Here is a 23722-nt window from a genome sequence, read left to right as displayed (position 1 = left end):
CCTATTCAATTACACGGCGAAAAGGTGGCAGGGCGTCGAGCAGAGATTTTCCGTAGCGTTTAGTCACTAAACGTCTGTCTAAGATTGAAATCCGGCCATAATCCTGTTCTTTACGTAACAATCTACCACAGCTTTGCACCAGTTTGCGTGAAGCATCTGGGATCGTAAGCTGCAGAAATGGGTTACCACCCTTAATCTTGATGTATTCTGAGTGTGCTTGCTCTACGGGAGAGGTCGGCACGGCAAAAGGAAGCTTGGTAATAATAAGGTTAGTTAAATAGTCGCCTGGCAGATCGAGACCCTCAGAAAAGCTGCCTGTGCCAAATATAATGCTTGGTTTGCCTTCATCACATCGGGCCTTATGCTGCTTCAGAATTTCTTGTCTTGGCAGGGTTCCTTGGATCAGTAGTCCTGTTTTAATTTTACTTTCGACTAAGTCGGCGACTTTTTCCATCTGCCAATAAGAGGCGAACAAGACTAAGCTTGCCATCTCGTCTTCGACCAGTGCGATGATATGCTTGGCTAACTCATCGGTATACTTGTCATCCGTTGGCTCGCAGTCCATTCTAGGTAAAAATAGGGTCGCGTTTTGCTCAAAATCAAAAGGCGAGTCTAAAGCTAAATAGCGACTGCCGTCATTAATCGATAGCCCGACTTGATGAGTAAAGTGATTGAAGTTGTTTAACGCGCGCAATGTGGCACTACAAAGTACGACACCAGCGGCCTTATTCCATAACAGGTTTTCTAGCATAAATCCGACCTCTATTGGCGAGGCGCTAAAGAGGTAATCGGCTTGCTTACCCGTTAGTTGCTCAATCCAACGTGCCATAGGTGCACCTTTCGGGCTGTCTTCTTTGGCCATCATCTTCCACAGCTTTTGTGAATTCTCAAGCCGTTGCAGCATAAAGCCTGTTTCAGATAGTAATGCTTCTGATTGATGCTTGGGGATCTCGCCATCTTTTATTGCTTCGTTTAGCAGGCTAAGCATTTTATTAAATTGCTTTAGTGCCAAATTGGATGCCGTTGCTAGATTTTCAGCTTGAACCGATAATGCAGAAGGCAATTTACCGTGTTCGAACCGGAAGCGATTTTCTGGGTTATCAAATTTTGCTGATTGCGCGTCACAAAACTGCGCCACTTGATTAAGTAGACCCGCAATATCACCGATATGGTCGAGCATCGACTGCGCGGGCGCGATAATATAGTTGCTTTTAATCTGGTTTTGCAGTTTGCTGGTGGTCTTGCTCAGTTTATCAAGCCAGTCAGTTGCGCCGCGCACGGTCGACTGTGCGCTACTAAAGTCTCTGGCGACAATAGGTAGGTGGTGCGCTTCATCGATGATGTAATATAGATCTTCGGGATCAGGCAAAATTACGCCACCACCGAGCTCTAGATCAGCAAATAGCAAGCTATGGTTAGCAATCAGCACATCCCACGTATCGATATCTTCACGTGCCTTATGAAAAGGACAGTTTCTATGGTTAGCAAGTTGGCGATGACAGCTATGTTTATCGCATGCTATCTGTTGCCATAGGTGATCTGGTAGTGGCTTAGTTAACGTATCGCGTTCACCATTCCAAGTGCCTGCTTGATAGTCTTTTAATAAACCTTCTAACATGTCGACTTGGCTTTGGTCTGGCTTGGTTTGCCACATTGCCATTTGGGTGCTGTTATCTGGGCCAACTAACATTTCTAACTTAGATAAACATACATAGCGTTGACGGCCTTTGACTAAACCAAAAGTAAAGTCGAGCCCTGATTGTTGCAGAAAAAAAGGCAGGTCTTTATGCAGCAGCTGCTCTTGCAGTGCGACTGTCGCCGTTGCAATACAGACCTTTTTCTTACTGGCCAATGCCAGTGGAATTGAGCCCAGAATATAAGCCAGTGATTTACCAATACCCGTGCCAGCTTCTACCACGATAATACGGCGGTTCTTGTCATATTCTCCAGCAAGCGTTTTTGATATTTCCGCAACAATATAGTTTTGCTCTCGACGAGGACGAAAGTTAGGCAAGGATGCAGAAATGCCCTTATATATAGTACGAATTTGAGTTTTAACGTCTGCGGATAACATGAATGCACTGAGCTAATAAATAGTGCTGTACATAATAACAGTGATTACTTAGCCTAAGAAGCGTTTAGTGATTAATAGTGTATTTAATTGAGTATAAAGTATGAATTCAAGGTTGAGCATGCAGCAAGTGATTAAAGGTAGAGTATTGACTCGCCATGCCACCCACCGGCAGGGCAGCCTTATTTTACAGTATTTTATTCAAACCCAAACGGGCCCTATAACAGTTGAAATCCCTCATCAGGAGCATGTTTGCTTTATACATTCGACTGATGCATCTCGCTTATTACACTGCGCTGGTCTCAGAGGGATCCGCCGTCGTGAACTCTCACTTAAGAGCTTTCAAAATATCCCCGTATCAGGACTTTATTGTAGCGATGCTAGGCAGTTACGCACGTTAGTGAGAGCTGCAAAAGATCTCGATATTGAGCTGTTTGAAGCCGATGTTAAAGCTGAACATCGATTTTTAATTGAACGCTTTATTGCATTAGATGCAGAGTTTCAGGGACAGTTCCAAGAGCATTTTATAGACAAACAACAAGTTGCAGCTGAGGACTTAGATCCGGTTAAACATCAACCACTGTTTATTGCAAGCCGCGCGCGTAAGACTGAATCAAGCATAAGCCTCAAAGCAATTTCTTTAGATTTTGAGTGCAGCTTTAGCGGCGAACTCTACTCAGTTGGTCTGTATGGGCAAACGGTCGAGGGTATCGTCTACCAAAAGGTCATTATGGTCGGACAGAGCCAAGCTTGTGAGCAAGATTATATTGAATGGGCACAAACTGAAGCCGATTTAATACATCGCTTAATTGCCTGGTTTAATGAATATGATCCCGACATTATTATTGGTTGGTCAGTGGTCACTTTTGATTTGGCCTTGCTTTATCGCCGAGCGAAACACCATAACATCACCCTTAATATTGGCCGTGATAACCACACTCTTAGTTGGAAGGTCGAAGATAAGTTTAGACCCGAAACCTTGTCGCTTCCTGGCCGTGTCGTATTAGATGGTATTGATTGGCTTAAGGCCGCTTTTTATCAATTTGATCGCTATTCATTGGAGTTTGTAGCGCAGCAACTGCTGGATGAAGGTAAAGCGATTCATAATGTTGATAATCGTATTGATGAAATCAACGATCTATTTTTAAATGATAAGCCCGCGTTGGCGCATTATAACCTAACCGATAGCCGCTTAGTTTGGGATATTTTTCAGAAGACCCAGTTATTTGATTTTGTCATTGAGCGCGCCAAACTTACAGGTTTAGAGCTTGGCCGTGTTGGTGCATCTGTCGCGGCATTTAACAATCTATACCTTCCTCATCTGCATAGAGCGGGCTTTGTTGCGCCGAGTAAACCTGTTAGTGATGGCATAGAAAGCCCTGGTGGTTATGTGATGGACTCGGTACCGGGTCTGTACCGCCATATTTTAGTGCTCGATTTTAAAAGCTTATACCCTTCAATTATCCGCACCTTCCTTATAGATCCTAAAGGCTTGGTTGAGGGGCTAAATCTTGCAAGTCATCAACAGCAAGACAAAGCCGTTCAAGGCTTCTTAGGCGCATGGTTTAGCCGTGAGCAGCCCATTTTACCTAGGTTAATCGAGCACCTTTCATCGGCACGAGAAGACGCAAAGTTACATAATAATGCCCCCTTGTCACAAGCGATAAAGATCATCATGAATTCTTTATATGGTGTGCTCGGTTCGCGCGGCTGTGTTTTTCACGACGCAAGGCTTGCGAGTTCAATTACCATGCGTGGTCATGAAATCATGAAACAAACGCGGCTCTGGATCGAAGCTGAAGGCTATGAGGTCATTTACGGTGATACTGATTCTACCTTTGTTTGGCTGGGAAATGACTTTGAACTGGCACAAGTCCAACAAACTGGCAAATCGCTAGCAGAAAAAGTGAATCAATTATGGAGCAGCAAGCTTAACAGTGATTTTGAGCTAGAGAGTTTTCTAGAGTTGGAGTTTGAAACTCATTTTGAACAGTTTTTTATGCCCACACTAAGGGGCTCCATAGAGGGCTCAAAAAAACGTTATGTTGGCACTAAGCGCAACAGCTTAGGTGATTCCGAGTTGATATTTAAAGGAATGGAACAGGTCCGTAGTGATTGGTCGCCGTTGGCAAGGCGAGTTCAATATGAACTCTATGAGAGACTATTTCAGCAACAAGCTGTCGAGTCTTACCTCAGAGACACTGCAGAGAAGTTGAATCGTGGTGAACTCGATAATGAGCTCATTTTTACAAAACAGCTTAGACGAGATCTAAGCGAGTACACCGCTAAGTCTGCTCCCCATTTAAAAGCAGCACGTAAACTATGTGAAACAACAGGGGATCCTCAGTACGGTAAGCGTGGGGCCAGAATTGAATATGTGATGACATTAAATGGGGCAGAACCAGTGTCACATACATCCGCATTAATTGATTATAATTACTACCTTTCTCGGCAACTAGAGCCTATTGCTGAACCAATACTTTCAATTATGAAAACCAGTTTCACTGAGGTTACCACAAATCAAATGTCGTTAATTTAGTTTGCACCGCATTAATGGGCTGCTAAAAAAATGTTAACAAATGGTTCTTTCCTTCGTCGTTTCTGTGTTTGCTAGTTAATTAAGTGCAAAATCTAGCGAATAGTGTGATGTTCGTCTTTGAGTGGTTGCAGATCTTTTGATAATCTCATTTGTAATCAGGATAGAAAGAAAACAACGGAATGGAAGACGATTTGAATGAAGCAGACTGAACAACATTAAGGTTAGGCAAATTAAATGAAAAAGACTCTAGTAGCATCAGCTTTGGCAGCAGTTATATTTGTGCCAACAGCATCAGCGATTGAAATCTATAAAGATGATAAAAATGCAGTAGAAATCGGTGGTTTTGTCGATGCTCGCATCATCAATACACAGGGTGCTACGGAAGTAGTTAACGGCGCTTCACGTATTAATTTCGGTTTTACCCGTCAGATGAGCGATGGCTGGAAAGCCTACACCAAGTTAGAGTGGGGCGTAAACCCATTCGGTGACAGTAAAATTGTTTACAATAGCAACAGTACTTTTGAGTCTGAAAGTGGTGATTTTCTTAATAACCGTTTAGGTTACGTGGGTCTTAGCCACGATACTTACGGTTCTATCACTATCGGTAAGCAGTGGGGCGCATGGTACGACGTAGTTTACAACACTAACTACGGTTTCGTATGGGATGGTAATGCATCAGGTACTTACACATATAATAAAGCAGACGGTGCGATTAACGGTACTGGTCGCGGTGATAAAACTGTTCAATACCGTAATGCGTTTGGTGATTTCAGCTTCGCTTTGCAAGCACAGCTAAAGCAAGATACGTTTGAAGTGGATGAGGTGCCAAACGCTTCTAATCCAATTTTCCCTACAGCTGATTTTATGTCAGTTAAAGCTGCTGGTGTAAATATTAAGAGCTCAGTGACAACTGTTGAGTACAACTACACCTACGGTGGCGCAGCTACGTATAATGTAACTGATATGCTAACGTTGACTGCAGGTTTCAACCTAGGCGAGTTTGAAGCAACTACTTCAGCAGGTAAGCGTCTAACTGAAACTGATTCTATCTATGGTGTCGGTGCAACTTGGGGTAACTGGGATGCAGAAGGTGTTTACGCAGCATTTAACGTAAACAAGCAAGAGTACCACGATACTGATAACCTAGGCCGTATGATGCCTGAAGCTAAGGGGCTAGAGTCTCTAGCATCTTACAAGTTTGAAAACGGCATTCGTACTTTCATCTCTTACAACATCCTAGATGCGGGCAGTGAATACGAAGCGGCATATGATGGTGATGTATTTAAGCGTCAGTTTGTGGTTGCTGGTGTTCACTATGTTTGGGATACCAATACCGTGCTTTATCTAGAAGGTCGTAAAGACTATAGCGACTTCACTGGTGTAAATGCTGCAGCAATGGCTAAATCAGAAGATGACGGTATCGCAATAGGTATCCGTTACACGCTTTAATGTGTAAAACAGGAAAGTGAACAAAGCGCCTTATTAAGGGCGCTTTTTTTTGCTTTAATATTGGCTGGTTATGCTATTTAGTTATATCTATTATAAAAGTTGTATTTTACGGTTCGGTGTTTGGAGTGGTTTGGAGTGGTTTGAGGTGGTGTCAATCTAGGTAATGAGTATGATTATTCATATTGTTAACGGCAGGCGCTTTCTTTCTGTCTGAAAAACACTCAGTTAGCACATTTCCATGTTTTTTTATTTTTCAATAGATTTAATTTCCCCTTTCAGTGATTTATTTCTTTTTTATCAAGGGCTTGCGCTCCACTCTCGGTGTTTGTAATGGTCGAGCTGTCTGGAATGAATTGTTTACATATAATGCGTATCAACTGTCTTTAGTGTTATTCCCCCCTTTAAATACTGCTGGTTTATTTGCAAAGCAATCAAAATCGGTGGGCAGTACTTTTGTGTTACCTGCGTTAAAAGTAACCAAAAAAAATCAGATCGGGGTGAAGTTTTTTCATTGTTTAAAAATGTCACACCTCTATTATTTCTTTGACTTTCAGTCATTTGTGTAAGTTGATTTGTATTTTTATAAAGTAGGGTCTGGCTGTTGAGTAAAACTTAAATCCTCTCAGAACAATCAAGTAATCCAGTAAGTATTCGTTAAAGATAATTTAGCTGCTTAGTGTTTAAGAGGTTATCTCTTTGTAATTGTATCGAAAAAAGCTTGATGAGATGCAGATGTTGTAAATATGTTTCCATTGTGTTTTTATTTGTGTGCGAATTCCCATTTATGTAACTTTTCGTTAATTGATGTGAATTGCTAAAAAAAATAAAAGAGAGTCCAGGGAGATTTACAATGTATAAGAATAACTTTCTATCTAACTCAGTGCGTTTAGCGCTAGTTAGCGGTGCAATGACAGCAGCGTTTACAGCACCAGCGGCATTCGCAGCTGAAGATGCTGTTGAACGTATCGAAGTTACGGGTTCAAGAATTAAGCAAACAGATTTAGAAGGCGCTAACCCAGTTACTGTTTTAGATCGTGATGACATTGTCAAAATGGGTATCACAGATGTTGGGCAATTGCTTCAAAGACTGCCAGCGATGTCAGGTTCACCAATTGGTACAACGACAAATAATGGTGGTAATGGTTCAGTACAGGTGAACCTTCGTGGTTTAGGTTCAATCAGAACTCTTGTGTTAGTTAATGGTCGTCGCACAGTTGATGGCGGTGATTTCCAGACGATTCCTTCTTCAATGATTAAGCGTGTTGAAATCTTGAAAGATGGTGCTTCAGCTGTTTACGGTGCAGATGCTGTAGCTGGGGTTGTAAACATTCTTACTCGCAATGATTTCGAAGGCGTTGAAATTACTGCGCAGACCGCAGATTCTTTTGAGACTGACTCTGGTGTGCAAAACACACTTTCATTTGTGGCAGGTAAGACGTTTGACGGCGGTAATGTCGTTGTCGGCCTTGACTATAATGACCAAGAGAAGATTCAGCAAAATGATACCGATTGGTTCACAATGCAGAATACTTACTACATTACTGAAGCAAATGCTGAAAACTGTGCATTTTGTGAAGGTAATTACTACGAAGATATCGGTTTTGCACCAGGCGTTAATGCGATGCCATTCGGTTCGTCGCGAATTCCAAATGGTAACTTCCGCTTCAACAAAGACAGCCAATATGCAGGTGGTTCTTTAACTAAGAAAGATGGTACTAGTGGTACGAATCCTGATGATTTCCGCGCTTACAATGGTAACTGGTGGGATCCTGCCAATGATACATATAACTACGCACCAGTAAACTATCTACAAACACCTTATAAAAAGTGGAATGCATTTGTAGAGACTCAATTTGAGTTGACTGAATCCATTCAGTTCTTCTCTGAACTACGTGTAAATTTACGTCAATCAGAGCAAAAGCTTGCTCCAATGCCGTTTGATACACTGAATGACCCAGGTTATTCCGTAGCTTTAAAAAATGAAGATGGTAGCGCTGTTTTAGATGAAAATGGTAATCAAGCATATTCAAATGGTGTTTCTAAAGACAATATATATAATCCGTTCGGTGAAGATATTACACGTGTAAGTCGTCGTGTTTTAGAAGACAACCGTACATTTGAGCAAGACGTTTTACAATTCCAGTTTGTTAACGGTTTGACTGGTGAGTTTAATGATAATTGGTCTTGGGACATGAGTTACAACTTAGGTTACCGTAGCCGTACTGATACAGATAAAGGCCAGTGGTTTGGTCCAAATGTATCAAATGCTCTAGGCCCATCATTTACAAATGATAAAGGCGTAGCAACTTGTGGTACTGCCGATGCACCTATTGCAGATTGTGTACCAATGGACCTCTTTGGTGGGCCAGGTTCTATTACTGATGAAATGCTTGATTATGTAGGTGTTGAACTTGTTGATACAACACGTACTCGTCAAGACGTATTTACTGCCGCGGTTGCTGGTGATCTATTTGAGCTCCCTGGTGGTATGGTTGGTTCTGCATGGGGTTATGAATACCGTCGTGAAGAGTTAACTTATACACCTGATTCAGGAAAACAAAAAGATGAAGTAACAGGTAATACTGGTGCTGGTGTTGAAGGTTCTTATTGGGTTAACTCTGTATTTGGTGAAGTAAATCTACCTCTTCTGTCAGGTGTGACAGGTGCTGAAATGTTAGAGCTTAAGTTGGGTGCTCGTTACGATGAATTCAGCTCGTTTGGTGGTAATACAACATTCCAAGCTGGTGCAATGTGGATGCCAGTGAATGGTTTACTTGTTCGTGGTACGTACGGTGAAGTGTATCGTGCTCCAACCGTTGGCGAACTATATGCTGGTCAGTCTGACAGTTTCCCAACAGCTCAAGACCCTTGTAACACTACAGGTTTTGGTGATTTATCTGCAGAAGGCCAAGCGCTATGTTTAGCACAAGGTGTTCCAGCTGGCGGTGCAACACAATCTGATTCACAGTTGCGTGCTCGTGTTGGTGGTAACCCAGACTTGAAACCTGAAGAAGGTGATACTGTTACTGTCGGTATCTCATATTCACCTGAGTTTTTAGAAGGCTTCAACGTAACTGTTGATTACTGGGATATTAAGTTAGACAACGTCATCGACTCATTGTCTGCAACGAACGTTCTTAACCTATGTTATGACGATTTAAATACTAATGAATGTCAGCAGATTACTCGTAACCCTGATGGAACGATTAATGCTATTTTTGCTGCAAACCGAAACTTAGCTTCTCGTACTGCATCAGGTATCGACTCAGAGTTTAGTTATAACTTTGATACGTCTATTGGTGATTTCAAAGCATTTATTGGCTGGACTCACTTATTGAAGCGTGAAGATACAGACTATGTTGGTGCAGAAGCTCGTGAAATGGTTGGAACATTTGACTTCAGTCTTGGTGAGACGTTTGCTGAAGATAAAGTTAATTTCAACCTAGATTATTACTGGAATGATCTATCTGTAAGTTATGCCGCAGAGTACATAGGTGCTACAACTGCTGCGACAGCGTTCTGGGAAGAAGGCTACCTTCAGAAAATCGATTCTCAGCTATATCATGATTTAGCGTTTGCATATTCTTTCGAGACGGGTACACGTGTTTCTTTGAATTTCACTAATATTTCAAATGAAAAACCACCGTATATCGATAATGGATTTAACGCGAGTACTGATCCATCAACATACCGTATGTTTGGTAGTTCATACTCATTGCGTCTAACGCAAAAGTTCTAATGATTCGCTAACGTAAAGTTAGTTCTCTAAGCTAAAGCCGCTGACAAGTTCTCTTGTTGGCGGTTTTTTATTTCCATAACATTTAGTTTTCACCTGTTTTACTTGATGGCAAGCCAGCTGATTGGGGGGGCTATATCGAGTTAATGAGCTAGTTTTGCCTGGTATCAAATTTTATTTTTTGAATGATTTTCTATTTAGCACCGAAGTGTAAATTTAGTCACGATTTGAGTGTGTACAGACTTGTTCCATCTATCTCTTAGCGCCAAACTTTATACAATAACCTTATAAGTTATTGCTAATAACTTAAAACCTGCCACAGGGCTTACTATCTAATAATTTGACTACCAGTCTAGCGTTTTTACCTGCTAGTTTTGAAAGACTAGGCTTATATTGCATCCATTTCACGCAAATCTTTTACAGGTTTTACTAGCGTGTGTTAATAAAATGTTAATTATGGTCTCGTTACTGGTAATGTTATAAGTCTTATTAATCAGCTATTTGCAGGTGTGCCTGTGCATTTGCAATTTTTTTAAAATTATTATATTTAACACTCGTTTATGGAAAAAGCCTCTTTTGATTGTTTTCCATCCTCTAAGCTCGTTTTCCAGCAGTTTTAGGCCTTTCGAAATGTTGACACAGGTCAACATTTTGTGAAATGATGCCAGCGGGTCTACATCCTCGAAGGTGTAGAAAAGGGAAGATAATAATTAACAATCACAATAGAAAGACGGGCTTAGGCAATAGGGAACTAAAGCAAAATAAGCGCACGCACCCTGTTGTCGATAAGTTAAAGCTTTTTTAATCACTTCAAATTGGTTGGGAACTATGTCCAAGGTAAGCAATAAAACAAAAATCGCTACAGCGCTCATTGGCGCACTAGCCTTAGCAGGCAGCAACTTAGTGATGGCCGATCCTCTTTCTGATGTTCAGAAAGCTGACGCTAAAATTCACGCTGAAGCAGCAACGTCTCAGAAGAAAGTTGATAAGTATTTTGACCAGGCTCAGGACATGTTGTTCGAGTACGGTTCAGTTGCTGATGAACGTGAATCACTAAAATCTTATAACGACTACGTAGCAGGTCTGGTTGCAGACCAAGAAGCTACTATGAAATCTATTCAAAATGACATCAACGGCGTTGATTCATTACGTCAAGGCGTAGTGCCATTGATGTTTAAGATGGTTGACGCATTAGAGCAGTTTGTGGCTTTAGATCTTCCATTTAATAAGGAAGTTCGTGTAGAGCGCGTTGAAAACCTCAAGAACCTCCTAAACAGTGCTGAAGTAACGCTTGCTGAAAAGTATCGTCTAATTTTAGATGCATACTCAATCGAGCGTGAATACGGTACAACATTAACTGTAAAAACCGGCAAGCTAGATCTTGATGGCAAGGAAGTGTTAGTAGACTTCTTTAACTTTGGTCGTGTTTCACTGTATGCGATGAGCTTAGACGGTAAAACAGCTTGGATGTATAACGATGAAACTAAAGGTTGGGATCAGTTAGAAGATGGTACGCTTCGTGAGCTAACCAAAGGTATTCGAATTGCACGTAAACAGGGTGCACCGGATCTATTCTCGTTACCAATTCCTGCTGCGGAGGCTGCACAATAATGAAGAAGTTTATCACTACAGCAATCGTTGCTGCGAGCCTGTCTTTAACGGCCGGTATAGCTAGCGCTGCAGATGCGCCTAAAACAATCGACCAATTACTTAATCAAGTAAAAGTTGATCGTGCTAATGCATCTAAGACTAACGTAAAGCGTGAGCAAGAATTTAAAAATGAGCGTGGCGATAAAGCTCAACTACTAAAGCGTGAAAAAAATGCTTTAGCTGCAGAGCGCCAACGCGGTAAAGACTTAAACCAAGCGTTTTTGGATAACGAGCGTAAAATCGGTCAGTTAGAAGAAGACTTAAAAACGGCTCAAGGTGACTTGGGTGAGATGTTTGGTGTTGTTAAAGGTGATGCGGGTGATTTCGCTGGTAAGCTAGCGGGTTCTAATATCTCTGCACAGTACCCTGGTCGTGACGTATTTATTGCAGACCTTGGTGCACGCAAACAACTGCCAAAGATTGACGAGCTAGAGCGTTTCTGGGAAGAGCAGCTGTTTGAAATGGCTGAATCTGGAAAGGTTGTTAAGTTTGAAGGCACTGTTACTGGTATCGACGGTAGCGTGAATGACACGACTATTACTCGAGTTGGTGCATATAACCTTATTGCCGATGGTCAGTATGTTGTTTACAACGCCGATCTTGGCCTAATCCAGGAGCTGTCACAGCAACCTGATGGTTATCAAGTTAAATCTGCTGCCGCTTTCGAAAATACAACGTCAGGTACAGCTAATCTTTATATCGACCCTGTTCGTGGTGTTCTTCTAAACATCTTTACGCAAAAAGCAACGATTGAAGAGCGTATTGAAGCGGGTGGAACTATCGGTTACATCATTATCGCTTTACTTGTTCTTGGTGCAATCATCTCTATCGAGCGTCTAATCACGCTAGGAGTTGTTGGTGCTAAAGTTAAGGCGCAGCGTAAGAACCTAGATAACCCAGGTAACAACCCGCTTGGTCGCGTACTTAAAGCATACCAAGACAACAAAGATGTTGACGTTGAAACACTAGAGCTGAAACTTGACGAAGCAATTCTGAAAGAAACACCAGCGTTAGAAACTCGCATCTCTATCATCAAGGTTCTAGCAGCTATTGCACCTATGATGGGTCTACTAGGTACAGTAACCGGTATGATTGCAACCTTCCAAAGCATCCAGTTATTCGGTACTGGCGATCCTAAGCTAATGGCTGGTGGTATCTCTATGGCACTTATGACGACAGTTCAAGGTCTAGTTGCTGCACTACCGCTAATGCTTATGCATGCAATCGTAGTTGCACGTAGCAAGACAATTGTTCAAGTACTTGAAGAGCAAAGTGCGGGTATTGTTGCTTCACACGCTGAGAAGAGGAAAGCCTAATGTTATTCCTGATGGATATCTGGGATTCCGTCAGGGGCTTCATGGCCTCCGGAGGCGACGTCCTCTGGTTAGTGGCAGCTGTATTGTTTGTTATGTGGGTATTGATGCTTGAACGCTACTGGTATCTAAATTGGATATCACCAAAAGAGCACAAAGCAATCATTGCTGCATGGGAAGCACGAGAGGATTCAACCTCTTGGTATGCACACCGCATCCGTGAAGCTTGGGTATCCCAAGCGAAGCAAGATTTAACGGCACGTATGCTGATTATCAAAACTTTAGTAGCAATCTGTCCAATGATAGGTCTACTAGGTACCGTAACCGGTATGATTTCAGTATTCGATGTGATGGCAGTTCATGGGACGAGTAATGCTCGTATGATGGCAGCTGGTATTTCAATGGCGACCATGCCGACAATGGCGGGAATGGTGGCAGCATTATCGGGAGTATTCTTCAGTACTCGCCTTGATGCAAAAATGAAAATCAGTTTAGCAAAGCTAAAAGACAGCATGCCTCACCACTAGAGAGAGATTGAACATGGCACGTAGAAAGCATTCAAGCGTAGAAGAAGAAGCTGAGATTGATATGACCCCGATGCTCGACATCGTGTTCATCATGCTTATCTTCTTTATTGTAACAACATCGTTTGTAAAGCCATCAGGCCTTGACTATAACAAGCCTGAAGCGTCACAAGCGACGAAGAAGCCTTCAGCTAACATCTTTATCGGTGTGAGCAAAACGGGTGTCATCATGATGGAAAACCGTCAAGTTGATATCGAACGTGTAACTGCAAACGTAGAGCGTATGCTTGCAGAAGCACCAGAGGCTGCAGTATTGATTCAAGCAGACCAAGAAGCTAGACATGGTTTAGTGGTTAAGGTTCTTGATAACGTTAAAGCTGCGGGTATCGATAAGATATCTGTATCGGCGGGGAACGAATAATATGCTGAGAGGAATAGTATCACTGATAATTGGTGCTGCTGTGACTTTTGCTTTGTTTGTCTTCATGGCATTTTTGGTAGGTGGCGGTCCAACCCGCCACGATTCCTCGACAGAAACACCTGTCATAGAAATCACCATGAACAAAGATGATGCATCAGCGCAGAAAAAGCCAAGGGTTAAGCCTAAACCGCCAACACCCCCAGAGCAGCCGCCAAAACCGGATACTACGCCACCAGATAGTTCATCTGACATTGATACAAATATGTCATTTAACATGGGTGGGGTTGATGCCGGTGGTGCAAACACTGGATTTAAACTAGGCAATATGATGACACGAGATGGTGATGCTACACCTATCGTGAGAATCGAGCCTCAGTATCCAATTGCTGCAGCACGTGATGGAAAAGAAGGTTGGGTACAACTTAGCTTTACCATTAATGAGCTAGGTGGTGTTGAAGACGTTAAAGTCATCAAAGCCGAGCCAAAGCGTTTATTTGATAAAGAAGCGCGCCGTGCACTTAAAAAGTGGAAGTACAAGCCAAAGATTGTTGACGGTAAAGCCCTTAAACAACCTGGCATGACGGTCCAACTTGATTTCACTCTAGATAAAGGAGGTAGATAATTATGCGTAAAGTTAATTCGATTGCTGCCGCTTTATTACTTTGTTTAGGTGGAAGTATCGCGCTAGCACCGGTTGCTTATGCTGCCGAGAAGTGCCCGATTGAGAAGCGTAAATCGAAAGCCGTTGGCCAAAGTGCCTCTAAGAAAGTGCAAAAGTCTTTTCAAGCCTATACCGAAGGTAATCTTGATGAAGCTATTGCCATTCTTCTAGAGGCCAATGTTAATAACGATTTTGATAAAGCTTATATCGACCGTATGTTAGGTAACTTCTATGCGGAAAAAGGACAGATGGGTAGGGCGACTAAGCACCTTAAGTCTGCGGTTGAAGCTGATATCTTAGGCGGCACGGATCACGCGCAAACTCTAAGACTCTATGCAGACCTCCTGATTGGAGAGAAGCAGTTCAAAGAGTCTATCCCAATGTATTACAAGTGGATGGAGTTTACCTGTAAAGAAGATGCACAAGTCTATAAGCGTATAGGTATTGCATATTCTGAGCAGAAGCAGTGGGACAAGGTGATTGCGGTTGCAGATAAAGGCTTAACCCTGTCTGATAAGCCTGATAAAGGTTTATATCAGATGAAGCTGACTGCTTACTTTAATAAGAAGCAGTATAAGCAAGCGGTTAATGTGCTTGAAGTCATGGTGCCATTATTTCCAGACGACAAGCGCCTTTGGGTTCAGTTAGCTCAGTTTTATCTAATGACCGAAGACTTCACTAAGTCACTTGCTACATATGACTTAGCTTATAAAAATGGATTTTTGGAGACGGCGGGTAATATTACGCGTTTGACTCAACTGCTTGCACAAAATGGCGCGCCATTTAATGCATCGCAGATCTACGCTAAGCATATGAAGTCTGGGTTAATTAAGGAAGATGAAAAGAGCTTAACGACTCTTGCTGGTTTTTATCATAATGCTAAGGAGCTGAAAAATGCTGCTCAAACTTATGGTAAAGCGGCTGCAATCAATAACGCTGGTAAGCTTTACCTCAGACAAGGCCGTATTTTGTCGCTAGATGGTCAGCATAAAGCTGCTATTACAGCACTTAAGAAAGCGTTGGATGCGGGGGTTAAAAGCCCTGGTGAAGTTCAGTTCGAACTTGCCCTTGCTTACTTAAATCAAAAGCAGTACAAGACAGCATATAAGTATGCCAAGCTTGCTGCTAATGATAAGAAGACTGCGCGTTCAGCTAAGAGCTATATCTCTTACATTAAAGAAAAAGCGCGCGTTCATAACGTCGCTCTTTAATTTAAGCTTCTGTATAAAAGCCCCTTTTTAGGGGCTTTTTTATTTTCAGCTTATCTACTCTTAGAGGTTAATAATGATATGTTTATCAGCCAAGGACTCTTTCATGTGCTTGGTGTGTTTTTCAACAGTGCTAAATAGAGTTTCTAAATAAATATCTTTGTTTGGCTGACATACACAGCCACCCAATTCATACTCAATTTGATTATGGCGCTGCGACTTCAAATTGTGATTAAACTCTGCGATTGCAAGCTCTAATCGCTTAATCACCACGTTAGCACCAGTAGCATCCATTTCAAAAAGACCTAATGCAAAAGCCTGATTATCAAGTCTAGCGACTAAATCGGTAGCTCGTTGCAGAGCTTGTTGTACTTGCTTCATGAATAATTCTAACAATTGTGGTTGAGAAATAGTTTCATGAATGTGTGGGCATAGATACAATAAGGCAAGACCTTGACGGTCGCGCATATGGCGATGCCATTCGCGATTGAAAACTTCCATAAAATAGGTTTGGTTATAAACACCTGTTTCAGGATCCCTAAAACCAGAGTTACTAAATGAATAGATCATTGAAGACTCCTTATGTACCTCTGGTTTAAGTATAGAAAAGAACAATAAATAAAAAGGAATAAAAAATGAGGAAGGCGGTACTCGCGCTGTCAATTGGCGCAATTTTAGGGTTAACAGGCTGCGGTGAAAGCGAAAGTAAACAGGCACAGCAATCAGAGATTACAGCACAAAAAACAGCAGAGCAGGCTGCTCAAATACAGTCAGCTGAACAAGCTTATCTATTGTTAGTGGATAATTACTTTAATGATTTATTGAAGCTCGAACCTATCTACGCCACATTTGTTGGTGTGAATGACTATAACGAACAATTTGGCGATGGTTTGTCTGATGCCTATTTAACGCAGCGTCACGAGCTCAATACGCGTTATTTAAAAGAGGTAAAGAAAATAGACCGCAGTCAGCTCTCAAACGAGTTGAAGCTTAGTTATGACATGTTTAATTATGATCGTAACGTAGCTTTAGCCGATGAGACATTTCCAAATCACTTTATGCCGATGAACCAGTTTTATAGCACTGTGATTAGCATGGTTCAGCTAGGTAGTGGTGAAAGTGCGCAGCCCTTTAAGACTGTAGAAGACTACCGCAACTGGGAGAAACGACTTCAAGGTTTTATTGAGTGGCTTAAGCTTGCTCAAGTGCGTATGGATGAAGGTATCGAGAGCAAAGTAGTCCTGCCACGAGTGCTGGTTGAGCGTATTATTCCGCAGTTGAGTGCCCAGCTTGTCGATAACGCGACTGATAGCTTGTTCTATACACCGATCACTTTGATGCCAGAGTCATTTTCAGATGCTGACAAGCAAGCACTGACTCAAGAGTATACAGCGTTAATTGCAGAGCAGCTGTTGCCAGAGCTTACAGCGCTTCGTGATTACTTTCAAAATACTTATATTAAATCATCTCGCGCAACAGACGGTTGGTGGGGGCTACCAAACGGTAAAGTGTGGTATCAACACCTTGCTAACTCTCACACAACAACGACTATGCCTGTCGATGAAATCCATAAGATTGGTTTAGACGAGGTGGCGCGAATTTTATCTGAAATGGATAAAGTGCGTGTTCAAGTTGGCTTCGAAGGTGACTTAACTGAGTTTTTTGCATCATTATCATCAGAGCCGCAGTACTTCTTTACAGAACGCCAAGGTTTGATTGATGGCTATATGGAGCTAAAAGAGCAAATCAATCGTCAGATGCCAGAGTATTTCAACGTCATGCCTAAAGCTGATTATGTGGTTAAGCCAGTGGAGAGCTTTAGAGAGCAATCGGCAGCGGGTGCCTCATACGATGCGCCAGCTGTTGATGGCTCTCGCCCAGGTGTATTTTATATTAATACCTATAACCTTAAGGCGCAGCCTAAGTGGGGCATGACCACTCTATCATTGCATGAGGCGGCGCCAGGGCACCACTTCCAGATTGCTATCAAGCAAGAGTTAACCGGTGTACCTGAATTTCAACGTTTTGGCGGTTATACGGCATTTGAAGAAGGCTGGGCACTTTATGCTGAGTACTTAGGGATTGAAATGGGGCTGTTTAATGACCCGTACCAATACTTTGGTAAGCTTTCAGATGAAATGCTGCGAGCCATGCGTTTAGTGGTTGATACTGGTCTGCACGCTAAAGGCTGGACTCGTGAGCAAGCGATTCAGTATATGAAAGACAATTCGCCAATGGCGGAATCAGATATTATCGCTGAGGTTGAGCGTTATATGGCAATTCCAGGTCAAGCACTAAGTTACAAAGTCGGTCAGTTAAAGATTTTGTCACTGCGTGCACAGGCAGAAAAAGAGCTTGGCGATAAGTTTGACTTAAAAGCTTACCATGACCAAATCCTCACTTCAGGTTCTTTGCCGATGGAAGTGATGGAACTAAAAGTAAACGATTGGATAGCTGCGCAAAAGTAAGTTAATACTGATGCGATAACCCTGTTGGTATGGTCATTATTTGCAAGTCGTTTGGCTATAAATAATGGTATATACTGACAGGGTTTTATTTTGCCTAAATGGCAATGACATTTATTTTATTGGAGTAAACCATGGTACAAGCGACTGCAAGACATCTACTAGTTGATAATGAAGCACAATGTTTAGAACTTAAGCAACAGATCCTTGATGGTGCTGATTTTGGTGATGTAGCGAAAGCAAACTCTTCTTGCCCATCTTCTGCCCAAGGTGGTGACTTAGGCTCATTTGGCCCAGGTATGATGGTAAAAGAGTTTGACGAAGTGGTTTTCAGCGCGCCATTGAACGAAGTTCAAGGCCCTGTAAAGACTCAGTTTGGCTACCACCTTCTAGAAGTAACAAGCAGAGGCTAAATACTGCTTAGCTTGTTTTAGAGGAATTAGCATGCTCGAACTGTATACCGATAGGCTCAGGTTAAGAACGGTTATCTCAAGCGATTGGGATAGTTTTTTATATACTCATTCAAGTGAACAACTAAATGAATATGTTCGTAAACCTCAGGCTGAAGCCGTTATACGAGATAAGTTCGAGCGTGTATTAAAAGCAAATGATTTCGATGTAGGCGAGTGGTTACTCACTATTATCGAAGATGTGCATACACAAGACTTTATTGGTTTCATTGGGCTGCATAATAGTGATGCAGAAATGGGACAAATAGAGGTTGGGTATATGATGCATCCAAGTGCTCATGGGCGAGGTTATGCCAGTGAGAGCTTAAAAGCCATTGTTGATTGGGCATGTCTGTCCTACGGGCCCCACAAGTTTATCGCTTATTGTATAGAGCAAAATATTGCTTCAATCAAGGTACTGGAAAAGTGCGGCTTTAAGCGTGAAGGCCTGTTGCGAGAGAATTGTAAAATCGGTGAGCAATGGTTTGATGATTGCGTTTATGGACTCTTAGCAGCAGAAAGAGTTTAACGACACTCGAAAGCATGCATAGGCATCTCAATAGGGTGCTATAATGCTGACAGTTTTGATTATTTAAGGCGAAATACCGTGAGTTCAGATACTCCAACGTTGACATTAAAGTCAGGCGAAGAATACATAGAATTATACAAAGTGTTGAAAGTTCAAGGAATGTTAAGTGCTGGCGGCGAAGCTAAGCACGTGATTTCTGAAGGACTCGTGACAGTAAATGGCGAAGTTGAAACCCGCAAGCGTAAAAAAGTGATTGCTGGTGAAGTTGTGAGTTTTAACGGCGAAAGCGTTAAAATTATCGCTGAGTAAGTGACAAGAGAGGAATAACATGCAATTTCCAGATGATGATAATGGCAAAATGCTTGAAGCCATGGCTGATGCCGGTATCGACTTATCGGTAGCACTTGATGTCGACTTCTTCTTAGTTTTTGAAGATCAACGTGATGCAGAGTCAGCACTTGAAGAGCTAGGTAAATCTGATCTTGAAGGTGAAATTGAACTACTGCTGAATGATGATTCAGGTAAGTGGGAGCTGATCGTTTGCCTAAACATGGTGCCAACCTATGACACTATTGTAGAGCAAGAGTTGAATCTACATGAATTTGCCCAAGAGTTTGGTGGTATTACCGACGGTTGGGGAGTGATGCAACATCAAGAAGGCGATGACGATTTTGCCGATGACGCACATGAGTGCGGTGATGGTTGTAAACACTAAATCAAGCTGCACAATCAAATTTAAATTAAGCCACTTATATTAGTGGCTTTTTTGTGCCTATCAGATGAAAATGAAGCCAATAGAAAAATAAAATAATTGCCACAGAAGGAGACAAGAATGGCAAGAATGATAAGTTTTGGAACCCCAGTTAACGATGCGGAACGTTGGGCTTTTTCGTTGTTAGCTGATGAGCTCCCTGAAGATTATATCCTACTGACAAATGTTGAGATCCCTGCCAAATCGGGTCAAGCAATGGAAGTTGATGCGCTGGTGATTGGCGAGTGGGGCGTGTATGTGGTCGACGTAAAGGGCTATATCGGCCGTTTAGATGCCGGTTTACATGCATGGTCATTAGATGGCCGAGAAGTGGATAACAGCTTAGCCAAAGCTAACTACGTTGCACGTGTTTTAGCGGGTAACGTCAAGCACAAAATTCCCGTTGGCGTATATGCGCCTTGGTGCCAAGGCATGGTATTTGTCACCGGCCGTAAAGGTGAAGAAATTGAGCTTGAAAAACAGCAGGGCTCGCTCAGTATTTATACCCCTAAGCAAATTGTCGACGCGTTAACCAAGGAGTGGGGGCTAACTGCGCCAAGGAAGCATCAAGTAACCGATACCCAAAAAGAGCTGGTATTGGAAACCATTGGCCAAGTTGCAGTGGTAGAGAAACGTAATAATCAAATTCACGACTTCACGAAACTTAAATGCTTGTTTATACAAAGTGGGCTTGAAGTCTGGCAAGCTGAATATAATCCCGGTGAATGGACTGCCCCCTGGTTACTAAAAGTGCTTATCCCCACCCAATTTACTGACAGCAATCAATCAGAGGCGCATGAAGCACAGCTCAGAAGTGAGTTCTTGCGTCTGCAATCTCTATCTGGATGTTGTGGTGTTCCCTATTGTGCACCACTGATCCAAGACGGTGAGCAGTTAGTGCTTCCTATCCGTATGCCACGTGGTGTGCCACTTAATGTGCTCCAGTCTGAGCAGATGACCACCTATCAATTACTTGAAATACTGCGGCGCAGCGTAACTGGATTGCAACAGATCCATCGCAGAGGCTTTACCGTAGGCGGTTGGACCAGTAATTGTATTTTTGTCTCTGATATGGGGGACGTCGAGTTTATCGACATCAAAGATAATGTTAGCAATAACGAAGACATTAAAGCCTATGCAGAAGGTTTCCTTACGATTGCAGAGCAAACGCAACAACCTCGGATTTATCAATGGTATCGCGAGGCAATAGCTGGCAGCACAACCGACTTAGATGCCCTGCGTAGTGACTTGTCGGCATTGATCGATCATGGGGTATGCGACACTGTTCCTGAGAAAGTTGACATCACTGCTGGTGCGATTATTGATCACCACTTTAAGCTAGAGCAGTTTATTGCGGCTAAAGAAACCAGTCAGTTCTGGCGCGCCACGCATCTGCAAGGCCAATATCAGTGCGGTGTGTCAATCTACAGTAAAGTGCAAGCTAACTGGCCGATGCTGAGCAATATCTATCGCACACTTGCTAAGGTTTATCACCCTCATATTGAAAAAGTATTGGCCTTTGGTCAATTGCCTCAGAGTGACAATCTGTTTATCGCACGTGCGTGGGAATATGGCGTATCTATCGACGAGCTTGAAGAGATCCGTCTTGGGCAACCCTTAATGTGGTTTACTCAGTTGCTAACCGGTCTGCAATACATGCATCAAATGGATATTTATCACGGCGCAATCTGTCCTAAGAACATCATTTGTAATCCAAATAAAGCGATATTGGTTAATTTTGGTATTGGCCTAGATATTGCGGCGAGTCATTATGCATCTCAGTATGCAGACCCAAGGCTGTGGGAAGTTGAAGGCGAAGCTGAGAGAGATCTTTATGGCTTAGTCGCAAGCTTTGTTGATGCCATGGCACCGGAGAGTTTGAAAGGGGATTTAGGCCATGCTGGCATCATTAAAGCACTGGAAGCGTTTGATAGGCAGTGGTTTGGCGAAGCACTGTATGATGTTTGTCATAAAGTGCTTAACTTCGACTTGAGTGTTCATGCCGGTATGAATTACTTAGAGATGTTTGATTTAGCTGAAAATAATGTTACTCAATAGGTTAAGGTTATTATCAAACAGGGTTAGTGCTGCCGGTAAGGGCTAAAAAGCTCGAGTAGCCAGTCGATAAAAGATTGTACTTTTAACGGCAGGTTGCTCGATTTTGGCGTTAATAAGTAATAGCGATAAGGACTGGTGAAATCTGCTTTAAATGGGATCACCAGTTTGCCGCTTTTAAGCTCATCTTCAATAAAAAAGCGTGGAATAAGAGCCACTCCCATACCACTAGCAGCAGCTTGGCTCAGCATATAGAAATGTTCCACACCAAATTTCTTTTCTGTGGTGAGGGTAATACCAACACTTTGTGCCCACAACTGCCATAAACCCGGTCGAGTCGTATGCTGCAGCAGCGTCATATTGTTGATGTCGTTAAGGTTGGTGAGAGTAAGGGCTAACTCTGGTGAGCAGACTAGACACAAATCTTCATCCATCAAGGTTAATACATTGGCCGCTTTGGGCACGGTGGTGCTACTGCGTATGGCTATGTCAAAGTTTGCCTTGTTAAAGTCGACCTCAAAATCTCCGATTGATAAGTCAACATAGAGATGAGGATAGCGTGACTTAAACTCTTCCATTCTTGGGATAAGCCAACTGATAGTCAGGCTAGGTAAAACATTAATCGCTAGGGTTTGGGTTCTAAGAGGTTGAGTCATTAAGTCGCTAGTTGCATTATTAATAGTTTGTAGGGCAGCTTGTGCATTAATAAAGTAGCGTTCACCTTCATCTGTTAATTTAAGACTTCTATGTTGCCTAATAAACAGCGGCATCCCCACAAACTCTTCCAGTAGTTTAACCTGCTTGCTAATAGCACCATGTGTAACAAATAGCTCTTTGCCTGCCAGCGTAAAACTCATTAACCGAGCTGAGGCTTCAAAGGCTCGAAGTGCATTTAAAGGAGGAAGGTGTAGGTACATTAGGTGGGCCTTATTTGTCTTTAGTGTGAGATAAACTCACTTATAATGAACAATAACTCCTTTGTGTTTTAACTGCAAACCACGTCTAATAACACCACTCTAATTATTTGTTATTAAATCATGACTCTAGATCTTACTGTTGAGCTTATTACACTGTTATTTTTTGTGGCTATGTTGGCGGGCTTTATTGACGCTATTGCGGGGGGAGGCGGGCTGTTAACCATACCTGCTTTAATGTGGGCGGGCTTGCCTCCTACAGTTGCATTGGCGACCAACAAACTGCAAGCGTGTGGTGGTAGTTTTTTTGCGAGCTTTTACTTTGTGCGCAAGGGCATGGTGAAGCTCAGTGATATGAAGTTGAGTATCGCGTTTGCATTTGTTGGTGCAGCGTTAGGCACGATTGCAGTTCAGATGATCGATCCCGCGTTCTTAGAGGTGTTTTTACCTTTCTTGATGTTAGCCATCGGTGGTTACTTTCTATTTTCGAAAAAAATCAGTGAAGAGGATAAGTTGCAAGTACTCACTCCGGGTGTATTTGCTTTTACTGCAGCCTTAGGTGTCGGTTTTTATGACGGATTTTTTGGCCCAGGAACAGGCAGCTTCTTTGCGCTAGCGTTTGTATCGCTCGCGGGTTATGGGCTGGCAAAAGCCACCGCGCATGCCAAAATTTTAAACTTTTCTACCAACATCGCATCGCTTATTTTCTTCGCCATTGGTGGTAAAGTCTTTTGGATGCTAGGCGGCGTGATGTTAATTGGTCAAGCGATAGGAGCAACACTGGGTTCTCGCTTAGTATTAACAAAAGGCACCAAAATCATTAAGCCACTCGTGGTAGTTATGTCGATAGCGATGAGCGTTAAGCTGTTATCGGCGCAGTATGACTGGTTTGCCTGATTCTAGATGGTTCAGATGGGTCTAGAGAAGGTAGTTATAGACCCGACAACAAGAGAACCGGTAACAAGACACACGATGGTAATTGTTTTG

General features: G+C 42.4%; 19 protein-coding genes. 16 read left to right on the top strand and 3 right to left on the bottom strand.

Annotated elements, in window-relative coordinates:
- Position 1 precedes the first annotated feature (1 nt).
- Positions 2-2074 carry an ATP-dependent DNA helicase DinG gene (dinG, locus tag ACVBIU_RS14455; RefSeq protein WP_447164111.1) on the bottom strand — a complete coding sequence of 691 codons (2073 nt, stop codon included), beginning with the start codon at positions 2072-2074 and terminating at the stop codon, positions 2-4.
- 100 nt (positions 2075-2174) lie between these two features.
- Here dinG and ACVBIU_RS14450 point away from each other — a divergent pair, with 100 nt between their 5' ends.
- The 9 genes from ACVBIU_RS14450 to ACVBIU_RS14410 all read left to right on the top strand — a co-directional run bounded on the left by ACVBIU_RS14450 (position 2175) and on the right by ACVBIU_RS14410 (position 15575).
- Entirely contained in the window at positions 2175-4610 is a 2436-nt protein-coding gene (locus tag ACVBIU_RS14450; RefSeq protein WP_447164110.1) for a DNA polymerase II, read from the top strand.
- Between the two features lie 234 nt (positions 4611-4844).
- Positions 4845-6059, top strand: a complete 1215-nt coding sequence (locus tag ACVBIU_RS14445) for a porin (protein ID WP_447161226.1) — start codon at positions 4845-4847, stop codon at positions 6057-6059.
- Positions 6060-6909: 850 nt separating this feature from the next.
- Positions 6910-9798, top strand: a complete 2889-nt coding sequence (locus tag ACVBIU_RS14440) for a TonB-dependent receptor domain-containing protein (RefSeq protein WP_447164109.1) — start codon at positions 6910-6912, stop codon at positions 9796-9798.
- Between the two features lie 825 nt (positions 9799-10623).
- Positions 10624-11406 (top strand): DUF3450 domain-containing protein, encoded by a 783-nt coding sequence (locus ACVBIU_RS14435; protein WP_447161230.1) that lies wholly within the window; start codon positions 10624-10626, stop codon positions 11404-11406.
- Positions 11406-12761, top strand: coding sequence for a MotA/TolQ/ExbB proton channel family protein (locus ACVBIU_RS14430; RefSeq protein ID WP_447161231.1), 1356 nt, complete (start codon positions 11406-11408; stop codon positions 12759-12761). Before ACVBIU_RS14435 ends, ACVBIU_RS14430 begins: the two co-directional genes overlap by 1 nt.
- On the top strand, positions 12761-13285 hold the full coding sequence (locus ACVBIU_RS14425) for a MotA/TolQ/ExbB proton channel family protein (RefSeq protein WP_447161232.1): 525 nt from the start codon (positions 12761-12763) through the stop codon (positions 13283-13285). The genes ACVBIU_RS14430 and ACVBIU_RS14425 overlap by 1 nt, the downstream gene beginning before the upstream one ends.
- A gap of 13 nt (positions 13286-13298) precedes the next feature.
- Positions 13299-13703 carry an ExbD/TolR family protein gene (locus tag ACVBIU_RS14420; protein ID WP_220759443.1) on the top strand — a complete coding sequence of 135 codons (405 nt, stop codon included), beginning with the start codon at positions 13299-13301 and terminating at the stop codon, positions 13701-13703.
- Position 13704: 1 nt separating this feature from the next.
- The gene (locus tag ACVBIU_RS14415; RefSeq protein ID WP_447161233.1) at positions 13705-14325 is read left to right on the top strand and encodes an energy transducer TonB; all 621 of its coding nucleotides are present in this window, start codon (positions 13705-13707) and stop codon (positions 14323-14325) included.
- 2 nt (positions 14326-14327) lie between these two features.
- Positions 14328-15575 carry a tetratricopeptide repeat protein gene (locus tag ACVBIU_RS14410; protein ID WP_447161234.1) on the top strand — a complete coding sequence of 416 codons (1248 nt, stop codon included), beginning with the start codon at positions 14328-14330 and terminating at the stop codon, positions 15573-15575.
- Between the two features lie 60 nt (positions 15576-15635).
- Here ACVBIU_RS14410 and ACVBIU_RS14405 read toward each other — a convergent pair whose 3' ends face one another.
- A complete protein-coding gene (locus ACVBIU_RS14405) occupies positions 15636-16142 on the bottom strand; it encodes a GGDEF domain-containing protein (RefSeq protein WP_447164108.1) in 507 nt (168 codons plus the stop codon).
- Between the two features lie 65 nt (positions 16143-16207).
- Here ACVBIU_RS14405 and ACVBIU_RS14400 point away from each other — a divergent pair, with 65 nt between their 5' ends.
- From ACVBIU_RS14400 to ACVBIU_RS14375, 6 genes are all read left to right on the top strand, one after another.
- Entirely contained in the window at positions 16208-18040 is a 1833-nt protein-coding gene (locus ACVBIU_RS14400; RefSeq protein ID WP_447164107.1) for a DUF885 domain-containing protein, read from the top strand.
- A gap of 131 nt (positions 18041-18171) precedes the next feature.
- Entirely contained in the window at positions 18172-18450 is a 279-nt protein-coding gene (locus ACVBIU_RS14395; protein ID WP_447161237.1) for a peptidylprolyl isomerase, read from the top strand.
- 31 nt (positions 18451-18481) lie between these two features.
- Positions 18482-19015 carry a GNAT family N-acetyltransferase gene (locus ACVBIU_RS14390; protein WP_447161238.1) on the top strand — a complete coding sequence of 178 codons (534 nt, stop codon included), beginning with the start codon at positions 18482-18484 and terminating at the stop codon, positions 19013-19015.
- A 78-nt stretch (positions 19016-19093) separates the two neighbouring features.
- Complete coding sequence (locus ACVBIU_RS14385; RefSeq protein WP_447161239.1) at positions 19094-19324, top strand: RNA-binding S4 domain-containing protein; 231 nt, start codon at positions 19094-19096, stop codon at positions 19322-19324.
- A gap of 19 nt (positions 19325-19343) precedes the next feature.
- Complete coding sequence (locus tag ACVBIU_RS14380) at positions 19344-19730, top strand: ribonuclease E inhibitor RraB (RefSeq protein WP_447161240.1); 387 nt, start codon at positions 19344-19346, stop codon at positions 19728-19730.
- Positions 19731-19847: 117 nt separating this feature from the next.
- Positions 19848-21824: an NERD domain-containing protein kinase family protein gene (locus ACVBIU_RS14375; protein ID WP_447164106.1), complete on the top strand. Its 1977-nt coding sequence runs from the start codon at positions 19848-19850 to the stop codon at positions 21822-21824.
- A 23-nt stretch (positions 21825-21847) separates the two neighbouring features.
- Here the strand turns inward: ACVBIU_RS14375 and gcvA are convergent, their stop codons facing one another.
- Positions 21848-22738, bottom strand: coding sequence for a transcriptional regulator GcvA (gene gcvA / locus ACVBIU_RS14370; RefSeq protein ID WP_447164105.1), 891 nt, complete (start codon positions 22736-22738; stop codon positions 21848-21850).
- A 120-nt stretch (positions 22739-22858) separates the two neighbouring features.
- On the opposite strand from gcvA, the gene ACVBIU_RS14365 reads away from it, so the two are divergent.
- Complete coding sequence (locus ACVBIU_RS14365; protein ID WP_447164104.1) at positions 22859-23632, top strand: TSUP family transporter; 774 nt, start codon at positions 22859-22861, stop codon at positions 23630-23632.
- Positions 23633-23722 lie beyond the last annotated feature (90 nt).

The organism is Shewanella sp. 30m-14, from assembly GCF_052977125.1.
Note: the sequence above shows the minus strand (reverse complement) of the source record. Positions and strands in the feature narration are given on the sequence as shown.